Origin of the sequence: Stenotrophomonas sp. Sm2128 (assembly GCF_030985535.1) — a bacterium.
Taxonomy (GTDB): domain Bacteria; phylum Pseudomonadota; class Gammaproteobacteria; order Xanthomonadales; family Xanthomonadaceae; genus Stenotrophomonas; species Stenotrophomonas maltophilia.
In genome coordinates this window covers 110,229-130,698 of the sequence record NZ_JAPTFQ010000001.1, presented here as the reverse complement: position 1 = coordinate 130,698, position 20,470 = coordinate 110,229, and the positions used below count along the sequence as shown (strand labels likewise).

The 20,470-nt window shown below is 63.7% G+C and carries 13 protein-coding genes and 1 pseudogene; 11 read left to right on the top strand and 3 right to left on the bottom strand.

From position 1 onward, the window contains the following. Nucleotides 1-216 precede the first annotated feature (216 nt). The 5 genes and pseudogenes from O0K41_RS00560 to O0K41_RS00540 form a co-directional block, all read left to right on the top strand. A complete protein-coding gene (locus O0K41_RS00560; RefSeq protein ID WP_308304414.1) occupies nucleotides 217-3,036 on the top strand; it encodes a TonB-dependent receptor in 2,820 nt (939 codons plus the stop codon). Nucleotides 3,037-3,170: 134 nt separating this feature from the next. After that, nucleotides 3,171-6,044: a TonB-dependent receptor gene (locus tag O0K41_RS00555; protein WP_164221273.1), complete on the top strand. Its 2,874-nt coding sequence runs from the start codon at nucleotides 3,171-3,173 to the stop codon at nucleotides 6,042-6,044. A 590-nt stretch (nucleotides 6,045-6,634) separates the two neighbouring features. Further along, nucleotides 6,635-7,420 (top strand): EAL domain-containing protein, encoded by a 786-nt coding sequence (locus O0K41_RS00550; RefSeq protein WP_164221271.1) that lies wholly within the window; start codon nucleotides 6,635-6,637, stop codon nucleotides 7,418-7,420. A gap of 308 nt (nucleotides 7,421-7,728) precedes the next feature. Continuing rightward, nucleotides 7,729-8,367 carry a DUF922 domain-containing protein gene (locus O0K41_RS00545; RefSeq protein WP_161801720.1) on the top strand — a complete coding sequence of 213 codons (639 nt, stop codon included), beginning with the start codon at nucleotides 7,729-7,731 and terminating at the stop codon, nucleotides 8,365-8,367. Between the two features lie 267 nt (nucleotides 8,368-8,634). Next, nucleotides 8,635-8,808: pseudogene (locus O0K41_RS00540) on the top strand (integrase); the annotation flags it as partial. 94 nt (nucleotides 8,809-8,902) lie between these two features. Here the strand turns inward: O0K41_RS00540 and O0K41_RS00535 are convergent. The 3 genes from O0K41_RS00535 to O0K41_RS00525 are packed head-to-tail and all read right to left on the bottom strand — an operon-like array spanning nucleotide 8,903 to nucleotide 13,610. Then, nucleotides 8,903-11,896: a Tn3 family transposase gene (locus O0K41_RS00535; protein ID WP_049436415.1), complete on the bottom strand. Its 2,994-nt coding sequence runs from the start codon at nucleotides 11,894-11,896 to the stop codon at nucleotides 8,903-8,905. Nucleotides 11,897-11,922: 26 nt separating this feature from the next. Continuing rightward, nucleotides 11,923-13,200 (bottom strand): site-specific integrase, encoded by a 1,278-nt coding sequence (locus O0K41_RS00530; RefSeq protein WP_082443474.1) that lies wholly within the window; start codon nucleotides 13,198-13,200, stop codon nucleotides 11,923-11,925. Continuing rightward, complete coding sequence (locus O0K41_RS00525; protein ID WP_014159616.1) at nucleotides 13,197-13,610, bottom strand: helix-turn-helix domain-containing protein; 414 nt, start codon at nucleotides 13,608-13,610, stop codon at nucleotides 13,197-13,199. Before O0K41_RS00525 ends, O0K41_RS00530 begins: the two co-directional genes overlap by 4 nt. Before the next feature lie 105 nt (nucleotides 13,611-13,715). Between O0K41_RS00525 and O0K41_RS00520 the strand changes: the two genes are divergently transcribed. From O0K41_RS00520 to O0K41_RS00495, 6 genes are all read left to right on the top strand, one after another. Continuing rightward, complete coding sequence (locus O0K41_RS00520; protein WP_014159617.1) at nucleotides 13,716-14,333, top strand: cation transporter; 618 nt, start codon at nucleotides 13,716-13,718, stop codon at nucleotides 14,331-14,333. After that, nucleotides 14,330-14,686, top strand: a complete 357-nt coding sequence (locus O0K41_RS00515; RefSeq protein ID WP_308304413.1) for a hypothetical protein — start codon at nucleotides 14,330-14,332, stop codon at nucleotides 14,684-14,686. Before O0K41_RS00520 ends, O0K41_RS00515 begins: the two co-directional genes overlap by 4 nt. An 86-nt stretch (nucleotides 14,687-14,772) precedes the next feature. Continuing rightward, on the top strand, nucleotides 14,773-16,050 hold the full coding sequence (locus tag O0K41_RS00510) for a TolC family protein (protein ID WP_032961117.1): 1,278 nt from the start codon (nucleotides 14,773-14,775) through the stop codon (nucleotides 16,048-16,050). Beyond that, nucleotides 16,047-16,994, top strand: a complete 948-nt coding sequence (locus O0K41_RS00505; protein WP_074053035.1) for an efflux RND transporter periplasmic adaptor subunit — start codon at nucleotides 16,047-16,049, stop codon at nucleotides 16,992-16,994. The genes O0K41_RS00510 and O0K41_RS00505 overlap by 4 nt, the downstream gene beginning before the upstream one ends. Before the next feature lie 8 nt (nucleotides 16,995-17,002). Continuing rightward, nucleotides 17,003-20,194 (top strand): CusA/CzcA family heavy metal efflux RND transporter, encoded by a 3,192-nt coding sequence (locus tag O0K41_RS00500; protein ID WP_308304412.1) that lies wholly within the window; start codon nucleotides 17,003-17,005, stop codon nucleotides 20,192-20,194. Then, nucleotides 20,191-20,466: a hypothetical protein gene (locus tag O0K41_RS00495; protein WP_049436413.1), complete on the top strand. Its 276-nt coding sequence runs from the start codon at nucleotides 20,191-20,193 to the stop codon at nucleotides 20,464-20,466. The genes O0K41_RS00500 and O0K41_RS00495 overlap by 4 nt, the downstream gene beginning before the upstream one ends. The last annotated feature ends 4 nt before the right edge of the window (nucleotides 20,467-20,470 follow it).

The window sequence follows — 20,470 nt, the reverse complement described above, 5'->3', positions numbered from 1 at the left end:
CGCTCTGCGCAGCACCTTTGATTGATCCCCAGCAGAGCCTGCGCGTGCCCGTTTTCGGGCGCGACGACCGACTGCTGCCCAACCCTGCCGTGTCCCGATACCCGGGCGCGGCACACCGAAGGAGTGGAACCGATGCACGCACTACATACGCGCTGTACACGAACTGCGCATCTGCCCCTGGCCCTGGCGGTCGTTGCTGCGCTGCATGGAGGGCCAGTGCGCGCCCAGGACAGCGGCGCTGCCCCCTCGGCATCGGCCGAAGACGCGGCGAAGGCAGCCGCGTCGCCTGCAGCAGTCAATGCCACGAAGGCGGCCACGCAGCTGGATGCAGTCAGCGTCACCGGTTCACTGCTGCGCCGCGCCGACTACGAGGCGACATCGCCGATCCAGACCATCGATGTCAACACCAGCGTCGAGCAGGGAAATCTCACCTTGGCAAATGTGCTGCAACGCTCAGCGCTCGGCGGCTCTTCCACGCAGCTCACCAACCAGTTCGGCGGCTTCGTGGTTGATGGCGGACTGGGCGTGCAGACCATTTCGTTGCGCGGATTGGGGTCCAAGCGCACCTTGGTGCTGTTGAACGGACAGCGCCCGGGACCGGCAGGCGTGCGCGGCGCAGTGGGCAGCTTCGACCTCAACGTCATTCCCAATGCACTGCTGCGCAGCGTAGAAATCGTCAAGGATGGTGCGTCGTCGATATACGGCTCCGATGCCGTCGCCGGTGCAGTAAACCTGATCACCCGGCGCGACATTACACGCCCAGAGCTGGAGGTGCGTACCGACGTTCCGCTCGGTGGCGGTGGCGAGCAGTTTGGCGCATCGCTGCTGGCGGGCTGGAAGATGGATGCAGGCAGCATCGTGGTGGCGGGCGACGTCAACCGACAGAATACGATGACCGTCGGCGACCGTCGATTCCTCCGGTGCCAACGCCCTCTGATGCGAGGCACAGATGGCCGCTCCATCGACCTCGAGGACCGCTCGATAACAGCTGGGACGTCGCTCGCTGGCTGCCAGAACCAGCTGATCAACGCCATCGTCGAACCCGGGACCAGCAACAGGTATGTGCCATCATCGGATGGCACGACCGTTGGCCCCTTTGCGGGTTACCGACCCAACCGGTTCCGGCGTCACAGCGGCACCGAGTCGGCGTCGACTGAGGAGGTCTCGAACTTCGAGCGCTACAAGGAACGGCAGATCGTCAACCAGGCCCGCAGAGCCACGGGCTACCTGAGTACCGATTTCAGCTTCGGGGGCATCAACTGGCAGAGCCAGTGGTTGGTGAACCGTCGCGAATCCGAACACGGGTACTGGCAGCAGTTCTTCCCTGTGGTGCCCGCCGCCGGCACGCGGTTCAATCTGGCGATGCCGGTTATGCCGCTGCGACTGTCCAGCGAGGCTACTGTCACCTATCTCCACGCCAGCAACCGGTTCGATGGCCTTGTAGGCGGTACCAATACCTGGGCATGGCAGTTGAACACGAATTACTCCCGCTCCAGCGGCGACTATGCGTCCGACACCATCGTAGCCGCCCGCACCGGCGACCGCTCCAGGCCGGGCACGGGTGTGCCGGCGGCGGACTATTTCAACCCGGGCTTTCTGAATGGCACGCGCAGCGATGAGCTGAAATCGCTGCTGGTCGCGCGGGACAAGGGCAGTACGCGCTATACCCAGGCTACGGCCAGTGCGTTGTTCACTGGTGACCTGTTCTCGTTGCCAGCCGGCGCTGTCGGCGCTGCGTTCGGCCTCGAGTACCGCACCTATGCGATTGATGACCAGCCCGGCGAGCTGTCGCGCACGGGGGGAGGGTGGTCCACCAGTTCCGCGCAGGCAACCCGCGGCCGGGATCGGGTGCTGGAGGGCTTCACCGAGATCGAGGTTCCGCTGATCAAGGGCATGCCCTGGATTGAATCGCTGACTGCCAACGGCTCCGGTCGCATCTTCCGTTACAACTCGGTGGGGTCGTCGGACAAGGTCTGGAAGCTGGGCCTGAACTGGCAGGTCAATTCCTGGTTGCGCATGCGCGGCAGCGTGGGCACCTCCTACCGCGCGCCTGGGCTGTACGAGTTGCATCTTGGTAACCAGACAGGGTTCATGCCGCAGACTGCCGTGGACCCCTGCGTGCGCTGGGGTGAAAGCAGCCGCGATTTCCTGCGCGCAAACTGTGCGGCGCATGGCATTCCGGACAACTTCAATGGGGCCGCTACGTCAGCGGTGATCCACTCGCAGGGCGGGGCAGGGTCGCTTGTTCCCGAAAATTCACGGTCGCGCAGCGCAGGGTTGGTGCTGACTCCCGCCTTCGGGGACATGAACATTGCCATTGACTACTTCGACTATGACATCCGCGACGAAATTGCTCAGCTCACCGCGGCCAGCATCGTGCGAGGTTGCTATGACAGCGCCGTGCACCCGAACCGCTTCTGCAGCCAGTTCACCCGTGGCCCACGCACCAACGACGCTCAAGCTTTTGCCATCAGCGACATTCGCAGCCCCTATCTGAACATCAATCGCCAGCGCACCCGCGGCTACGATCTTGCAATCAACACGAACCATACGTTCGGCTTCGGCACGCTCACTCACGAAACGCGTGCCACGTACACGCTTTCAGATAGCGTGCAGCTGTTTGACAGTGCCAGCCAGGACGGACGGCGCAGCAATGAGCTGGCCGGTGCGATCGGGCGCCCCAAGGTCAGTGCGACCACCCAGCTGCAGTTCCAGCGTGGAGACTGGTCAGCCCAGTGGCTGATCAGCTATGTGGGTGCCACCGAGCATCCAGAGCTTCCGGCGCGCTTCAACTACCTGGGGTATGCCAACGCGCAGCGTGACATCCGTGCAGACGCACGCATTTATCACACCGCTGCGTTGACCTATCGCCAATCCGACTGGGCGGTGACCGTGGGCGTCCGCAACCTGTTCAACCGTGAACCGGACACCATCTCTGGCGACGTGCAGGCGGTGTATGGAAATGTGCCGGTAGACGCCACCCAGTACGACCTGCTCGGTCGCAGCGTTTTCGCCAGGGCGACGTATCGCTTCTGACCTCTGACCTCTGCCGTCGCGCCGAGTGCGCGACGGATTCTACGCAGGCGGCGGCCACTTCTGCAGTTACAGACCATGTGCAGGTGATGCCGCCGGCGCCTGCACGTTCATTCCTGTTTACCGAGAACCCGCATATGAGAACAGATCGACCGACCTTCGCACCTTGCCGGCTGCGCATCGCCGTATTGGCCGCCCTCCTGCCTGCTGCGACGATGCCAGCCATGGCACAGGACTCCGCCGCTGGCGTCACTGAACTGGACCGGGTCAGCGTGATCGGCTCGCGGATCAAGAGAGCGGACGTGGAGACCTCACAACCGGTGTTCTCGCTGAGTCGCGAGCAGATCCATGCACAGGGCCAGACCTCGATAGGCGACATCATCCAGAACATCAGCGCCAATGGCTCGTCGCTGAACAGCAATTACAACAATGGTGGCGACGGGCAGACGCTGGTCAATCTGCGCAACCTTGGCTCGCAGCGCACGCTGGTGCTGGTGAATGGGCGACGTTGGGTGGGCGGGACCGGCCTGGGCGGTGCGGTGGACCTCACCTCGATCCCGACCGCTGCTGTGGAACGCATTGACGTGCTCAAGGATGGCGCTTCGGTTCTGTACGGCTCCGACGCCATCGCCGGCGTGATCAACATCATTCTGCGCAGCGATTTCGACGGCGCCGAGGCCAATGCCTATGTCGGGCAGTATGACAAGGGCGACGGCCGCCGCCAGTCCTACGACCTGCTCATTGGCAGCGTGGGAGAACGCTTCTCTGTCATGGCCGGCGCTGCACACGTACAGGAAGACGTGGTGTGGGCTGGGGACAGGACGATCTCGGCAGTGCCGAACTTCGGCTCATCGCCCGGTTACGGCGGCAGTTCGGGAACACCGGCCGGACGCTTCGGCCTGGGAGCAACCGGGCCCTCGCAGTGCGTGGATGGCAGTGCAGGCCCGACCGGCGCGAACGGCCAGGCCACCGGCTGCTGGTTCACGACCCCATCGGGCCCTGCGTCATGGCGGCCATACAAAGCGTCTGATGCCTACAACTTCGCGCCGGACAACCTGCTGGTCACCCCGCAGGAGCGCACTTCGCTGTTTGCGTCAGCCAGTGCGGCACTGACCGAGAATGTGCGTTTCAAGACCCAGTTCGCATACAACGAGCGCAAGTCCGAACAGGTACTGGCCGCAATGCCGATCACCCTGGGTCGGTCCGCCCCGGGAACCAAGTCCGAAGACATCGTCATCAGCGCCGATAGCATCTATAACCCGTATGGGCAGGATGTCACCCGCATCCAGCGTCGGGCCGTGGAGACCGGCGGACGTATCTATACGCAGGATGTGTCCACACTGTCATTCAATGCGAGCCTGGAAGGTCAGTTCAGCCTTGGCCAGCGCACCTTTGCCTGGGACGCCGGCATGTACTACGGCAGAAACAAGCGCGCTGACATCACCACGGGCCTGTTCAATGTGCCAGCCCTGCGCCAGGCACTCGGCCCCTCCTATCTGGACGCGGCGGGGCAGGCGAGGTGTGGAACGCCCACTGCACCGATCGCAGGGTGCGTGCCCATGAACCTGCTTGGCGGGCCAGGCACGATGACGCCAGAGATGCAGGGGTACTCCGCCTTCGAGGCGCACGATGTATATGGATACGAGCAGAAGAACTACTTCGCCAGCCTCAGTGGTGACTTGTTCGCGCTGCCCGGCGGTACTTCGGCGTTCGCGCTCGGCGTTGAGCGGCGCAGTGAGAGTGGGTTCGATGCGCCCGATGCGCTGGTCAATTCGGGAGACACCACTGGCAATGCGCGCACCGCGACCCGCGGCGCCTATTCGGTAAAGGAAGCCTTCGTCGAGCTGGATCTTCCGCTGTTGTCCGACCTTCCGGGCATCCAGCGGCTTGAGGCCAACGTGGCCACCCGCACGTCACGCTACGATTCCTTTGGCAGCACCACCAATTCCAAGGTCGGGTTGATCTGGAAGCCCGTGACCGACGTGATGGTGCGCGCCAACTGGAGCGAGGGCTTCCGTGCCCCCTCCGTTGCCGAGCTCTATTCCGGTGTTTCGGACACCTTCGAGGATGTGAACGACCCCTGCGCCTCACTCTCGCGTGGCAGCCCGCAGACACCACCGGCCAGCTGCGCCGGGGTGCCTGCCTACAACCAGGCCAACACCCAGATACGCACCACTGTGGGTGGCAATGTGAATCTGGGGCCGGAGACCTCGATCAACCGCACCCTGGGGGTTGTGTACAGCCCGGATTGGGCGCCGGGCCTGGATCTGTCATTGGACTGGTGGAACATCAAAATCGAGCAGGGCATCTTCACCCAGTCCGCCCAGACGATCTTCAACGACTGCTACTACGGTGGTCAGCAGCCGGCGTGCGCACTGATCGGCCGGGCGCCCAGTGGCGAGGTCTCCAATACCTTGGCCACGGCTCGCAACGTCGGCGTGCTTGAAGCCGAGGGCTTCGACTTCACTGCCAGCTACCGCTTGCCCGACACCGCCCTGGGCAGCTTCTCGGTCATCTGGGATTCGACCTATTTCAGCAAGGCGACAGCAGACGTCAACGGTGATGGAGTGGTGACCGAGGATCCGGTGAGCGGCGAGGGTGGCAACCTGGTGGGTGAGTACAGCAGCCGCAGCAACAACTGGCGCGTCCGTTCCAACCTCGCAGTGGCATGGGCCAAGGGCAATCTGGGTGCCACGGCGAATCTGCGCTACTACTCGTCCCAGGTGGAGAGCTGCTTCAACGTGCCGTCGGCCGAGCTGCGCAACCTGTGCTCAGACCCGGCCCGTAAAACGTCCTATGGGCCGCGTCCGGAGAATCGTATTCCCAGCGTGACCTACACCGATCTGAGTGGCTACTGGAATGCGCCGTGGAATGCTCGGATCACGCTGGGCGTGAACAACGCATTCGACCGTTCTCCGCCACGTTCGACGGTGGTGGCCGCCAACAGCTTCGATCCGCAATACGAAGTGCCTGGCCGCTTCTACTACATGCGCTACACGCAGAAGTTCTGATCCGAAGGCTCTCTCCAAGGATCATTCCACGGCCCTGCCAGGGCCGTGGCTTTTTACGCGCAGGCGGATTCGTCAAGCCAAGGCGCTCAGATGAGAAGAAATGAGATCAGTTGAGAGGACTGCAGACGCAAGGTCCAGTCCTTCAGTCCAAGATGCGGGTTCATTCATCTTGACCTGCCCGGCGGGTCGGTAGCGTACCTCGACAAGCGGGCCGGTGCGGGCGGTGTCAAACTACGCGCGGCGGGGCAGATGGCCAGCGTAATCACCGGCATCACGGTCATCAATGTCCATACGCGCGTCCGGCTCGCAGAAGATGTGACCCGCAGCAGCAGGGCAGTTGTACCGGCCAGCCACTCCAATCGATGGTGATGTCCGCGATTTGTGGCGCGGCTGAGAGAAGAGTGGGGGAGGGCGGGGAGGACGTCAGGAGGGTGCGGAGAGATCAATTGACAACGATTGAGGGAGGGGTAGAAGCCGACCGAGTGACTATTGCCCAGCATTGCACCCCTCGCCATGGAGTTGCGATCGTGCACGTACTTGATAGTGACAATCCCTGTACTGGGCGTGCGCCCGAGCAACGGATGCGGGCAATGAACAAGGGCGAGCTGGTCCTGCTTTACCAGCCCAAGGTTGAATGCGGAAGTCGGAGAATAGTTGGTGCCGAGGCAGTGGCTGCCTGGCAGCATCCTCAATGGGGACTCATCGCACCCGTTGATTTCGTCGGACTCGCCGTGAACCAGGAGCGCATCCATCAGATTGGTCGATGGGAAGTCGATCGGGCCTGTGCCCAGCTAAGCGAATGGCACAGGGCTGGCACCGCTGATTGGACGATCGCGGTCGACATTTCTTCGGTCCAGCTTCAGCATCCCGACTTCTGCGGCAATGTGCGCGATGCGCTTCGTCAGAATGGAATTGCAGCAGACAAGCTGATACTGGATGTTGCGGAATCATGCCTGATGCAGCAGAGCGATGTGTGCCGCAACGCTCTGCTGGATCTGTTCGCGGATGGCGTACAGATCGCGCTGGAAGGTTTCGGCAATAGGGTCACCAGTCTGGCACGGTTGAAACGCCTTCCTATCAATGAGTTGAAGATCGATCCGGTAATTGTCGCTGACGTTGACAGAAATACCGTGGATTCTGAAATTGTTTCGTCCATCGTCACCTTGGGCGCGATCCTTGGATTGCGGGTGGTTGCTGAGGGCGTCGAACGCCTCGAGCAGTTTCGCGCAGTGGAAATGCTCGTGTGCGACCAGACCCAGGGGCTGCTACACGCGCCAGCGATCAGCGGCGATGAGTTCCTGCTGAGGTTCGGCCTGCAAAAACACGCGGGCGCCGCGGTGGCACCGTCAGGAACCAAGGAGGTGGCCTTTGGATGAGATCGCCGATCCGGCGCCTCAGGTCCGCCTGCGACTTTGTGCGCTGATGCTCCGACATTTTCAGGCCGGGCGACCCAGCCTACGGATTGCACAGGAGGACTTTCCTGGGTACTCCATCATTGAGATCCATAGAACCTTTCACCATCTGCGTGCGCTCCGATGGCTGGAAGCAACTTTCGCCCATGGCGGGGAGGGCCGCCATTTCTCTGGTTTGGTGGTCTCGCTGACGCCCTTGGGGCATGCGGCTGCGCGGGCGCTATCCGCAGAGGCCGGGTACCCGGCTGGACAGTAGGGAGCAAGGGCAAGGTATGAAACGGGAATCGAAGCCGACCATTGCTACTAGTCTGGCGTACTACAGAAGGTCCTTATACTTGGGAATGGTTCTTCTAGCTGCAGGCTGCACTTCCATCCCCATTGGCGGAGTTTCCGAGTCGGACGAGGCTTCCGCCAAGCGATTGTTCTCGGCTTATCCCGAGATAGCTCTCGGGTTCTACGAAGTGCCTGGGCGAGATGTTGAATCGATCGTAACGAACATGGAGTTCCGAGGCCCCATCGACAAGAATGACTACAGCAACGTCTATGGATTGACGCTTTGGAATGTGCACTGGAATGGAGCCAAGCGCGAGGCAGTCAACTGCTACGGAGACCAGGCAAAGATCAGCCTTGTAGTGTCCGTTCTTCTGCCAAAGAAAAGCGACGCAGATCGGCTGCCGCCCGATGTCGCAGCGAAATGGAAGCGTTTCACGCGAGCTCTGTATGAACACGAAGTCCTGCATGTGGAGAACGGCGTGGCCGCAGCGGCTGCGGTCCGGTCGTCACTTCGGACAGGTAGCTGTGAAGAATCGAACGCAAAGGCAGGCGAAGTAGTTCGCAGCCACGCCAAACGAGATGTCGTCATCGATAAAGAGACGAGTCACGGCGTAGCCGATGGCGCGCACTTTCCCTGAGACGATCAAAGTGAAGTGGCGAGACAACACCTCGATGAATGATGTTGATCGGGTACGGCAGGAGGTCAAGAGACTCCAGGCGCGCCACGGGCTACACGTGCCGGCAGGCACGGAACATAATATACATTATGCGAAGTTCTGTGCTTGGTCTGATCCGGTTCCTCGGCTCGATCCGGCAATGGCTGTGTCGGTTTTCTTGGCTCTTGTCCTTTTGCTATTGAGAATTTTTCTACACTTCCCATTCTCGCCGCGACGGCCGCCTGTCTGGTGCTGCCCGAACAGCTGGCCCAGCAGGCTGCCGATGCGGTCCGCGAGCTGCTGGCCGAAGCCGCAGCCGAGAACACGACCCGCAGCTACACCAGCGCCCTGCGCTACTGGGCCGGCTGGCATGTGGCGCGCTACGGCATCGAGTTGGCCTTGCCGGTACCCGAAGCCATCGTGAGGGTCGGCAGGGAATCATTACGTACAGGGCCAGAACTGACCTAAGCGGCTGACGTATAAGGCTGTTTTCTCGTCGCGGGGGTGATCTCCCCATCTATGGGGCCTGTTCGAGGACCTTGGCCGTGTAGCTCAAGGGCGCCACTGCCCTTTCAAGATCCAGGTGGTAATCGCCAAAGCGATTGATGTGACTGGTCCGATAAGGCGACAGACCGGCCAGGATCTCGGGCGTCAGTTCGACCCCCTCCTTCCGCATCTCAGCCAACGTCCGGCTCATACCCTCCACGTTGTGGAGGATGATCATGTTGGCCACCAGCTGGCTGTACTTGATGATCTTGCGCTGCTCGTGTTGGACGTTCTCAGCAATGATCCCTTGGCTGCCAAAGAAGACCCATTTCACGAAGCCGTTGTACTCCTCGCTCTTGTTGGTCGCGGCATGAATCGTTTTGCGAATCTCGTTGTCATCAATGTAGCGCAGCAAGAACAGCGTTCTAACAGCCTTGCCCAGCTCCCGAAAAGCGAAGTACAGCTTGTTCTTCCGGCTGTAGGTGCCCAGCCGGCGCAGTATCGAGGACGCGGTGATCTTGCCCAGTCGGATCGAGATCACCACACGCAGCATGTCGTGAAGATGGGTGGCGATCAGCTGCCAGTCGATGCTGTCCCCGAATAGCGCCTGGATGTTCTTATAGGCCCTGCCCGGTTCGGGTCGGAAGAACGTCAGATCCTTGATGTTTCGGATCCTAGGCATCAGCTGGATACCCAGCATGTGGGCCAAGCCGAAGACCGGATAGCTTTGGGCCTGCGTGTCCCCGTGGACGATCTCGGGCTGGATGTCGGAAGTGTTGGCCAACAGGCCGTCGAGGATGTAGATGCCCTCGTGCACGCCACAGGGAATGAAGTGGCTGAACAGGGCCACGTATTTGTCGGACACGTGGTAGTAGCCGATGCCGCCATAGCCGCCGTAGCGGATGTGGTACTCAGACAGCAGGTTGTCCTCGTAGACGCTCCACTTAGTGCCATCTGCTGACGTGCTCTTCCCGCTGCCCCAATAGCCCGGTAGGTCGAATTTGTTGTAGGTATTGATGACCTCTACGATGGCCTTCTCAAGCACATCCTCGGTCACGTATTTGAGGTTGAGCCAAGCGACTTGGCGCCGGCTGAAGCCCTTGATCGACCGCGCCGTTTGCGTCGGTCCCAAGTTGCAGCCATAGCAAAATAGCGTGGTGATTACGCGCCGGGGCAGATCTTCGACCTGGCTCTCGGTGCCGGCGATCGGGTGGAAGAAGCGATGCAGGTCCAGCCATTGGCTGGCATCGATCAGGACATCGACGATGCTGGACTCGGGCAGCCGTTCAGTGATGAGGCCGTCCACGGTAGCAATTGCACTGGAGACTTCTGCACGCTGCCCCTTCCGTAACACCAGACGACCATCCAGAATGTCCGCATGCACATTCTCTGGAAAGCGCTCGTCGACTTCGTCGGCCAAGGCGGTCAATTGTGCACGCAACCCGGCCACGAAAGACTCGGCGTCGGTGGGCAAGCCTGACACCTGGCCATAGGCCTCCAGCTCCTGGGCCAAGGTGGCTTCATCGACCAGTTGCTCGCGGTAGTCGTCAAAACGCTCACTGCTGGGAACGAAGAGATCTCCCGACTTCAGTTCGTCTTTGACCTGCACCAGCACGGCCAGCTCGAAGTACTTGCGGTGCATCCAGCCGGCGCCTGCCGCGCTGGCCCGCTTGCCGAACACGTGTTGACGCCAGAGCTTGGACATCCAATCGAAGTCCTTTTCCGGGTCCAACCCGAGGGAAGCGACCTCGATTAGCTCACGGCGTTGGTTGCGCAACGACAGTACCGCTGCGATCAACGGCTCCATGCCGGCATCGTGGCTGGTCGCCCGCAAGTTCATCAGCTCCAGCCCGTTGAACAGCAGCGGCCTGACCGCGCCGTAGGGCTGCAGCATGAACGGCAGGTAGTTTTTCCCCGCGTAGGCCATATGTTCTTCGCATTCGGCCAGCAAGGTAGACACTTCAGCTTCCAGGCTGTTGTCGATCGCGTCCACTCGCTGACTATCGCTGCCATCGAGCTGATAGGCCTGCAGGACTTCCTTGAGCTGGCCGATGAGGAAGTCGGCCCGCTTGGCATGTTCGAGCTGATACGCCAGCAATTTCTGTTGCGCGGTGTTTTCCAATCCACGCACCTGCTTGATGAACAACTCGGCCGCATCATCCAGTGTCTTGGCATGCTGAGCGCGAATGAATATGGTGGCCAGCGCATAGCGTTTGTCCGGAGCCAACTCGGACAACTCGCTGGCGTCATACGCCCGAGCCATTGCACGGAATTGCTTGAGCTTGGGCACTGGCACATCGATGGGAGGCAACTGCTCAGCCAACTGCTGCAGCATGCGGATGTGCTGCAGATAAAACCGAACTTCCTTGTTGGTAGGCCGGCCAGGCTCGCGTTTGAGCGAGTTCCAGCCAGTGAACCTCGACCCTTCCGGTGCGCGCAGCAGTTCGTCAATAAGCGTGCGCGTGTCCGGCGTCAGCGCGTGACTGATGTTGCGGTAGTAACCCAGATTGACCCGCTCCCGCGCCCCGATTGCGGCTAACTCCAGGGTGCGGAAGCCAGGAAGTTCATAGCGATGGTGCACCAGCTCTTCAAGCAGGACGTTCACGATGTCCGGGATAGTGTGCTTGGTCTGGGCTGCAGCGGTGGCCACGGTGTCTAGCCAAGACGACCCGGCTTTGTCCAAGGCACGCACGCCAATGAACTGCCGAAGCTGCGGCATGTGCCGGCGCTTGCTACCTGAGGCGTCATAACGGTCGAGCTGGTCGGAGTCCAATACCCGCCCAAGACGGGCGGCCTTGGCGATGTGCTTCCTGATTCGCTCAGGCACCTCGGCCAACAGGGTGAAGTAGCCCAAGCGCTGGAACAGCTTCAGATGAATCAGTATGGCCAGTTGGGGTCCTGGCTGGGTAGTCAGCCGCTTGGCGAATGCAATTTCAGCGGCGCTGGGGGTATAGATCTCCTCCAGTTCCTTGGCGGTGGGATCAGGCTTCAGTCGCGGATAGGCGGTCTCGTGAAGGGTAGCCATTGGATCCTGAGGTTGTTAGGGGGAGATCAGTCCCAGTGCCGGCCGTCGTCTGTACTCAAAGACGCTTCCAGGAAGCACTGGTGCGTATCGGCCATGCGGTGCATGTCATCCAGCAGCGTGGCCAGGATTTCATCCAGATCCCGGTCGGGATCGGTGGGAACGGTCAACCGGTACTCGCTGCTGGCGGTGTTCAGCCGCACAGCTTGGAATGGGGCCAAGCAAATCTCTTCGATCCGGCCCCTGGCCTTGGCCGCGCCGCGGCCCGCGCGGGCAAACGGGGTCAGCACCATCCGTAAGAGCAACTGCAGCGCAGATCCGCCCTCTGGCGCCGACGGCGGCAGCACCATCGCCGGAGCCGGCGCGGTTGGACTGGGCAGGCTCGCTTCAATGCGGTCTCGGGCGAACGGGTCACGCCCATCTAGGTATCGCATGGCCGACTGCACATCGCGCCAGCCCACGTACTCCATTAGCGCCTTCATGTCCCAGCCTTGGTCGTTGGCCCAGCTGGCAAAGCCTCGACGTAAGGAATGGCTGCTGTGGAGTCCAGCATCGGCAAAGCCGGCACTGGCCAGTAACTCGCGCAGAAGGCGCACCAAACTGTTGGGATGGAGGCCTTCGGCGCTCACCTGGCCCCATTGGTTGACCGCCCGAAACACCGGCCCCTCTTGCAGGTCAGCCGCCTGGAGCCACGCTTGGGTTGCCTCCACCGGACACAATCGCGACAAGGCCGGCACTTTGTAGGTGACGCCTGCCGCCTGCCGATCGCCCTTGCTGCGTGGCAGGAAGCAGGTCATCCCCTGGCCCGGCACTAGCATGAGATGGGCCACCTCCAGACGCAGCAGTTCATCGCCACGGAAGCCACGCCAGAATCCGAGCAGCACCAGCGCTCGGTCCCGTTGGTGGCGAAGCGCCGCTGCTCCATCGCCCCGGGCATGCGCCGCGGCGATCGCTGCAGCCAACCAGTCATCGAGCTCGACGAGCCGTCGAATCTGGAGCGGTGCGGCTTGCTTGACCTGCCCTGGGTGCAGGGTCTGGATACCTTTGAGGACCTTGCGCACCAGTGGCGACCGGGTCGGGTCGACAAAGCCGTGGTCGCGGTGCCAGTAGGCAATGGCGGCCAGGCGGTGGCGAAGGGTGCTGGTGGCTAGGGTCTGCGCATACGTGGCCAGGTACCGCGCCACGCTGTCCGGTGTAGCTGGGAGGTGGCCTTGCCACTCGACTTCAAAGTGCCGCAGCGCCGACGCATAGCTGCGCACCGTGTTCTGGCGCGTGGCCGCATCGAGGTAGCGGTCCAGTTCGGTCACTGGCGCGTGGCCTCCACCGAGGCCGGCTGCCGCAGCGTTGACAGGATGGTGCATTCAGCCCGCTGCCCGCCGTGGCAACTGGCAATCACCCGTTCCAGCTCGCTGGCCATGCGCTGCAGGTCGGCCATGCGCGCCCGCACGTCGGTCAGATGGCTGCGGGCCAGCCGATCCACGTCCCCGCACGAAAGCTCTTCATCGCCCGCCAACTGCAGCAGGCTGCGGACCTCCTCCAGGCTGAAGCCCAGGTCCCGGCCGCGCGCAATGAAGCGCAGTCGCTCGATGTCGGCCGGGCCATAGACCCGGTAGCCATTGCCCGAGCGCCCCGGGCGCGGCAGCAGGCCGATCCGCTCGTAATAGCGGATGGTCTCCAGATGGCACCCACTGGCGTCGGCAGCCTCACTGATTTTCATTCGTAGTGCGCTTGACTCCGTAGTAGCTACGGACTTTACCCTCACCGGCTGTGCCATGCCAGCGGTCCGCCTGGGCCTGGCTTCCCTGCGACTGGAGATGTTCCGATGAGTGATTGCGGCTGCCACCACGAGGCCAAGAACGCGCAGGAGCGGCGCGTGCTCTGGATCGCCCTTGCCCTGAATGCGGCGATGGCCGTGATCGGCGGCATCGCCGGCTGGGTTGCCCATTCCACAGGCCTATTGGCCGACGCGCTGGACATGCTGTCTGACGCCACCGCCTACGCCATTGGCCTGGTCGCCATCGGGCGCACGGCCCGCTTCAAGGCGAACGCAGCCTGGGTCAGCGGCAGCGTATTGCTGGTGCTGGGCGTGGGTGTGCTGGTGGAGGTCGGCCGTCGCGTGATGTACGGCGCCGAGCCGGTCAGTGGCTGGATGATCGGCACGGCGCTGCTGTCGCTGGTGGTCAATATGACCGTACTGCGCATGCTGGCGCCGCTGAAGTCCGGCGAAGTGCATCTGCGGGCGACCTGGTTGTTCACCCGCGCCGATGTGGTGGCCAATGTTGGGGTGATCCTGGCCGGCCTGTTGGTGTGGTGGTTGGCTAGCCCCTACCCGGATTTCGTGATCGGCGCCCTGATCGGTCTGTATGTGATCAAGGAAGCCTTCGAGATTCTCGGTGATGCCCGCCGGGCACGTGCCGACGCGCGCAAGACACCTGCATGATCGCCCTTGGCCGGCTGCGGACGGGCCTACGCTGGCTGCTGCTGGCGCAGCTGGCGGTGGGTTTGCTGGTCCAGCCGGTCTTAGGTCTGGCGAGCGAACTGCACGTTCACATCCATCCGACCATTGCCGCCCATGGGCCGGCAGTGGCCGCACCGGCACCTGAGCGCGGCATCGGCGCCGCCTTGCACCGCCTTCAGCAGCTGGCGTTGTGCTGCAGCCAGGCCGCGCAGCCCCCTGAGATCCTGCTGACCGTTGCGGACATCGGCCGGCATTTGCCGGTGATGCAAGTCAACACGTTCCCGTATCCGCACGAGCAGCCGGTCGCGCTGTTCCGGCCTCCGATCGCAGGGTGATCTCCGCCGGCAGCGCCGGCCTAGCGACCTGCTGCTGTGCGCGGTGGTGATCGTTTGTTGATGTCGAAACCCTTCGGAGTACTTCCATGCATGTGCGATTGGCGGCCTTGGCCGCATGGCTGCTGCTGACTGCGGCGACAGCGCCGGCGGCAGCGGCCGAACTGATGACCTTGGACGACGCGTTCGCGCGCGTGGCCCAAACCCACCCCGAGCTGCGCTTGGTCGATGCGCGGGCCACCGTGCTCGCTGCCGAGCGCGACCAGGCGGTGCAGCGCCCACCGTGGACGCTCGGTGCCGAGGTCGAAAATGCGTTGGGCACTGGCGCGGCACGTGGATTGGACAGCGCCGAGTTGACCTTGAGCCTGAGCTCGGTGCTGGAGCGCGGCGGCAAGCTCGACGCCCGCCGTACCTTGGCCCAAAGCCGGATTGATGCACTGGCCGTGCAGCGCGAGACCGGGCGGCTGGACCTGCTCGCCGAGACAGCGCAGCGCTATTTGGCGGTTGTCGGTGCCGACCGGCAACGCGGCCTGGCGGACATGGATGTTGGCCAGCGCCAGCGAACCGTGGCCGCCGCCCGACAGCGCCTGCAGGCCGGCGCTTCACCCGAATCGGTGCTGCTCACCGCGCAGGCAGCGCTGGCGCGGGCCGAGCTGACGCGTGATCGGGCCGTGCAACAGCGACTGGCCGCCCGTCAGCATCTGGCCGCGCTGTGGGGCGAACGTACTCCCACCTTCGAGGTGATCCCGGCCGATCCGATGGCCCTGCCGGCGATCGCCTCCATGCAGACGCTGGCCGATGAGCTGGAGCGGACGCCGGAACTGGCGCAGTTTGCCAACGCTCGACGGATCGCGCAGGCACGACTGCAGCTGGCGCATTCAGCGGCCTCACCGGACCTGTCCTGGCAGCTCGGTGTGCGCCGCCTGCAGGAGTCCGACGACACCGCGCTGGTGGCCAGCCTGTCCATGCCGCTGGGCAGCCGCAGCCGCGCACAGCCAGAGATCCGCGCCGGCGAAGCCGAGCTGGAGGTCCTGACGATCGAGCGCGAGGCCAAGGGCCTGTCGCTGTATTCCACGCTGGTCGAGGCCCATGGCCGCTACACCGTGGCGCAGGCCGAGGTGGCGCGCCTGCATAGCGACGTACTGCCGAAGCTGGCCCGGGCTGAGCAGGCTGCCGAGCGCGCCTATCGCGCCGGCGCCATCAGCTACCTGGAATGGGCACAGTTGCAGTCCGAACGTACGGCCATGGCCCAGCAGCAGCTGGACGTGGCCTTGGATGCGCAGCGCGCCCTGATCGAAATTCAACGACTGACCGGCCAGGCGCTTGTAACGCCGCCGGCGGCCGCTTCACTTGGAGATAGCCCATGAGCCGTTTTTCCTGGACCGCACTGGGCATGGCCCTGTTGCTGACCGCCTGCAATGCGTCCGACCCCAGCGAAGGCTCCGAGGGCGGCGCCGCGGCTGAGGGCGAAGAACACGGCGAGCACGAGGAAGCGCCGCTGGAAACCAAGATTGCCGCCAAGGCGGCGGAGGCGGCGGGAATCCAGGTCGCGCCGGCAGGCCCCGGTGAGATTGCTGACGAGCATGAGGTGCAAGGGCTGCTCACCCCCATCGATGGGCGCATCGCCCAGGTCACTGCACGCTTCCCCGGACCGGTCCGCTCTGTGCGAGCCGGCGTTGGTGATCAGGTACGGGCCGGCCAGGCACTGGCCACGGTAGAGAGCAATCTAAGCCTGACCACCTATACCGTCACCGCGCCGATCAGTGGCGTGGTCATGGCGCGTACGGCCGCCGTGGGCATGGCGGCGGCTGAGGGCGCGCCACTGTTCGAGGTCGCCGACCTGTCCACGCTGTGGGTGGACCTGCACATCTTCGGCGCCGACGTCCAGCACATCGGTGCGGGCGTGCCGGTGACGGTCACCCGCTTGAGCGATGGCGTCACCGCGCAGACCACCTTGGAGCGCGTCCTGCCCGGCACCGCCACCGCCAGCCAAAGCACCATTGCGCGCGCCACCGTGGCCAACACCGATGGCCTGTGGCGGCCGGGGTCGGCGGTCAAGGCGCGGGTCACCGTGGATCGCCAATCGGCGGCGCTGGTGGTGCCGATCACCGCGCTGCAGACCGCAGAAGACCAGGACGTGGTCTACGTGCAGCAGGGAGAGACCTACCACACCCGGCCAGTCAAGCTGGGGCGCCGCGACGCTGAGCGCGCCGAAGTGCTGGAAGGGCTCAAGGCCGGTGAACAGGTGGTGGTGGCCCAGAGCTTCCTGATCAAGGCCGACATCGAAAAGTCCACCGTGGAAGAAGAATGAGGCCCGCCATGCTCGAACGCCTCATTGGGCTGTCCATCCGCCACCGCTGGCTGACGCTGGTGCTCACCGCTGCGCTGATTGCGCTGGGTGTGTGGAGCTACCGTCACCTCTCCATCGACGCCACACCGGACATCACCAACGTCCAGGTCCAGATCAACACCCAGGCCCCGGGTTACTCGCCGCTGGAGGCTGAGCAACGAGTGACCTTTGCCATTGAAACGGCCATGGCCGGCCTGCCCAAGCTGGACTACAGCCGCTCGCTGTCGCGGTATGGGCTCTCACAGGTCACCGTGGTGTTCAAGGACGGCACCGACCTGTACTTTGCCCGCCAGCAGGTCGCCGAGCGCCTGCAGCAGATCGCTTCCCAGCTGCCCGACGGATTGGACCCGGAAATGGGGCCGATCTCCACCGGGTTGGGCGAGATCTTCATGTACACCGTGGAGGCCGAGCCCAACGCTCGCAAGCCCGACGGCACCCCGTACACCGCCACGGACCTGCGCACCCTGCAGGACTGGGTGATCCGGCCGCAGCTGCGCACCACGCCCGGCGTCACCGAGGTCAACACCATCGGCGGCTTCGAGCGGCAGATCCACATCACCCCGGATCCGGCCCAGTTGGTGGCGCTGGGCTTTACGTTGAACGACGTGGTCGCCGCGGTCATGCGCAACAACCAGAACATCGGTGCCGGCTACATCGAGCGCAATGGACAGCAGTTCCTGGTGCGCGTGCCTGGCCAGCTGGCGAATCTGGATGCGATCGGCAACATCGTGCTGGATCGCCGCGATGGTGTGCCCATCCGGGTGCGCGACGTCGCTAGCGTGGGCGAAGGCAAGGAGCTGCGCACGGGCGCGGCCACCCAGAATGGCCACGAGGTCGTGGTCGGTACCGCCTTCATGCTGTTTGGCGCCAACAGCCGGGAAGTCTCCCAGGCGGCCGCGGCCAAGCTGGACGCTGCCAACGCCAGCTTGCCTGCCGGCGTCCATGCCAAGGCCGTCTATGACCGCACGGCGCTGGTGGACCGCACCATCGGCACGGTGTCCAAGAACCTGATCGAGGGCGCGCTGCTGGTGGTGGTGGTGCTGTTCCTGCTGCTGGGCAATGTGTGCGCCTCGTTGATCACTGCGGCGGTGATTCCGCTGGCGATGCTGTTCACCATCATTGGCATGGTGCGTGGCGGCGTGTCGGGCAACCTGATGAGCCTGGGCGCGCTGGACTTCGGCCTGATCGTGGACGGTGCGGTGATCATCATCGAGAACTGCCTACGCCGGTTCGGGGAGGCGCAGCACGCGCTGGGCCGCCAGCTCAATGATGAAGAGCGCTATGACCTGACCGCCTCGGCCACCGCCGAGGTGATCCGTCCCAGCCTGTTTGGCCTGGGCATCATCGCCGCGGTCTACCTGCCGATCTTCGCGCTGTCCGGGGTGGAAGGAAAAATGTTCCACCCGATGGCGATCACGGTGGTGCTGGCCCTGACCGGTGCCATGGTGTTGTCGCTGACCTTTGTGCCGGCAGCGATCGCCAGCTTCCTGCGCGGCCGTGTGGCTGAGCACGACAACCGCCTGATGCGCTGGTCGCGCGCCCGTTATACGCCGCTGCTGGATTGGGCCCTGCGTCGGCGCGTGGTGGTGCTGGCCGGCGCGGCCGTGCTGGTGGTGGGCTGTGGCGTGCTGGCCACCCGCTTGGGTTCGGAGTTCGTGCCGAGCCTGGATGAGGGCGACATCACCTTGCAGCCCATGCGTATTCCCGGCACCAGCTTGGAGCAGTCGGTGGCCATGCAGGAAACGCTGGAGAAGCGCCTGGCCCAGTTCCCGGAGGTGGCCAACATCTTCTCCAAGATCGGCACCGCCGAGGTGGCCACCGATCCTATGCCGCCGTCGATGGCCGACACCTTCCTGATGCTCAAGCCCCGCGACCAGTGGCCCGATCCGCGCAAGCCCAAGGCCGAGCTGGTGGAAGAGCTGGAGACGGCGGCTAAGGAAATTCCGGGCAGCAACTACGAGTTCACCCAGCCCATCCAGATGCGCACCAACGAGTTGATCTCCGGCGTCCGTTCGGACGTGGCAGTCAAGGTCTACGGCGACAACCTGGACCAACTGACGCGCCTGGCCAGCCGGGTCGAGCGGGTCATGCGCAGCGTCCCCGGCGCCGAAGACGTCAAGGCCGAGCAGGTCACCGGCCTGCCGCTGCTGACCATCACACCAGATCCGGCGGCATTGGCTCGGTATGGCCTGAACCCGGGCGACGTGCAAGAAACGGTGGCCACCGCCATTGGGGGCAGTGTCGCCGGCCAGTTGATCGAGGGCGACCGCCGCTTCGACCTGGTCGTGCGCCTGCCCGAATCGCAGCGCCAAGACCCGGCTGTGCTGGCAGATCTGCCCATTCCACTGCCGGAAAGCGCCAGCGTGGACGAGTCCAGCCGCCTGGCCACCGGCGCCAATGGTGGGCCTCGTACGGTGCCGCTGCGGGAAGTGGCGAAGATCCAGGTGGAGCGCGGGCCCAATCAGATCAACCGCGAGAATGGCAAGCGGCGGGTGGTGATCACCGCCAACGTGCGCGAGCGCGATCTGGGCGGGTTCGTCGGCGAGTTGCGCACGCGCATCGGCCAGGATGTGAGGCTTCCGGAGGGCTACTGGATCGACTACGGCGGCACCTTCGAGCAGCTGATCTCGGCCAGCCAACGCCTGGGGGTGGTGGTTCCGGTGACACTGGCGTTGATCTTCGCTCTGCTATTCATGGCCTTCGGCTCGGCCAAGGATGCGGCCATTGTGTTCAGTGGCGTGCCGCTGGCGCTGACCGGCGGTGTGCTGGCACTGGCTCTGCGCGGGATTCCGTTGTCGATCTCTGCCGGCGTGGGCTTCATCGCGCTGTCGGGCGTGGCCGTACTCAACGGGCTGGTCATGATCGCCTTCATCCGCCGTCTGCGCGAACAGGGCGATCCGCTAGACGACGCTGTCCGGGACGGCGCCCTTGGACGCCTGCGACCGGTGTTGATGACCGCCCTGGTAGCCTCGCTGGGCTTCCTACCCATGGCCTTGAATGTCGGTGCTGGCTCGGAAGTGCAGCGGCCGCTGGCCACTGTCGTCATCGGCGGCATCGTCTCATCCACCGCATTGACCTTGTTGGTGCTGCCGGTGCTCTATCGTTGGCTGCATCGCGACCGAGCTCCCCGCGCCGGTAGCACTGCTTTGGAGTCCCCATGAACGAGCTCAACCTGGAACAGGTCCGTGCGGCGATGTTTACCGACCCGGGCGTGAAAGCGGTGGACGACCTGCGCCTGGTCGCCGGTGAGCATGGCCGTGCGATCGCGGCCACCATCACCGTCGCTGCGCCCTCGGTCGACCTGGACCTGGTGCATGCTGTGATTGCCCAGGTCCTGGCCGATCAATTCGGCATCGATCAGGTCATGCTTTGCTTCAACGACCCGGGACCGGTGCCGCCGCCACCCACCGCGGCACCCTTGAAGAAGATGTGATCAC

Bases quoted from the DNA above. Each gene is read 5' to 3' on its own strand.
- O0K41_RS00555 (WP_164221273.1), top strand. From the start codon at position 3,171: ATGAGAACAGATCGACCGACCTTCGCACCTTGCCGGCTGCGCATCGCC.
- O0K41_RS00550 (WP_164221271.1), top strand. From the start codon at position 6,635: ATGAACAAGGGCGAGCTGGTCCTGCTTTACCAGCCCAAGGTTGAATGC.
- O0K41_RS00545 (WP_161801720.1), top strand. From the start codon at position 7,729: ATGAAACGGGAATCGAAGCCGACCATTGCTACTAGTCTGGCGTACTAC.
- O0K41_RS00535 (WP_049436415.1), bottom strand. From the start codon at position 11,896: ATGGCTACCCTTCACGAGACCGCCTATCCGCGACTGAAGCCTGATCCC.
- O0K41_RS00525 (WP_014159616.1), bottom strand. From the start codon at position 13,610: ATGAAAATCAGTGAGGCTGCCGACGCCAGTGGGTGCCATCTGGAGACC.
- O0K41_RS00520 (WP_014159617.1), top strand. From the start codon at position 13,716: ATGAGTGATTGCGGCTGCCACCACGAGGCCAAGAACGCGCAGGAGCGG.
- O0K41_RS00515 (WP_308304413.1), top strand. From the start codon at position 14,330: ATGATCGCCCTTGGCCGGCTGCGGACGGGCCTACGCTGGCTGCTGCTG.
- O0K41_RS00510 (WP_032961117.1), top strand. From the start codon at position 14,773: ATGCATGTGCGATTGGCGGCCTTGGCCGCATGGCTGCTGCTGACTGCG.
- O0K41_RS00505 (WP_074053035.1), top strand. From the start codon at position 16,047: ATGAGCCGTTTTTCCTGGACCGCACTGGGCATGGCCCTGTTGCTGACC.
- O0K41_RS00500 (WP_308304412.1), top strand. From the start codon at position 17,003: ATGCTCGAACGCCTCATTGGGCTGTCCATCCGCCACCGCTGGCTGACG.
- O0K41_RS00495 (WP_049436413.1), top strand. From the start codon at position 20,191: ATGAACGAGCTCAACCTGGAACAGGTCCGTGCGGCGATGTTTACCGAC.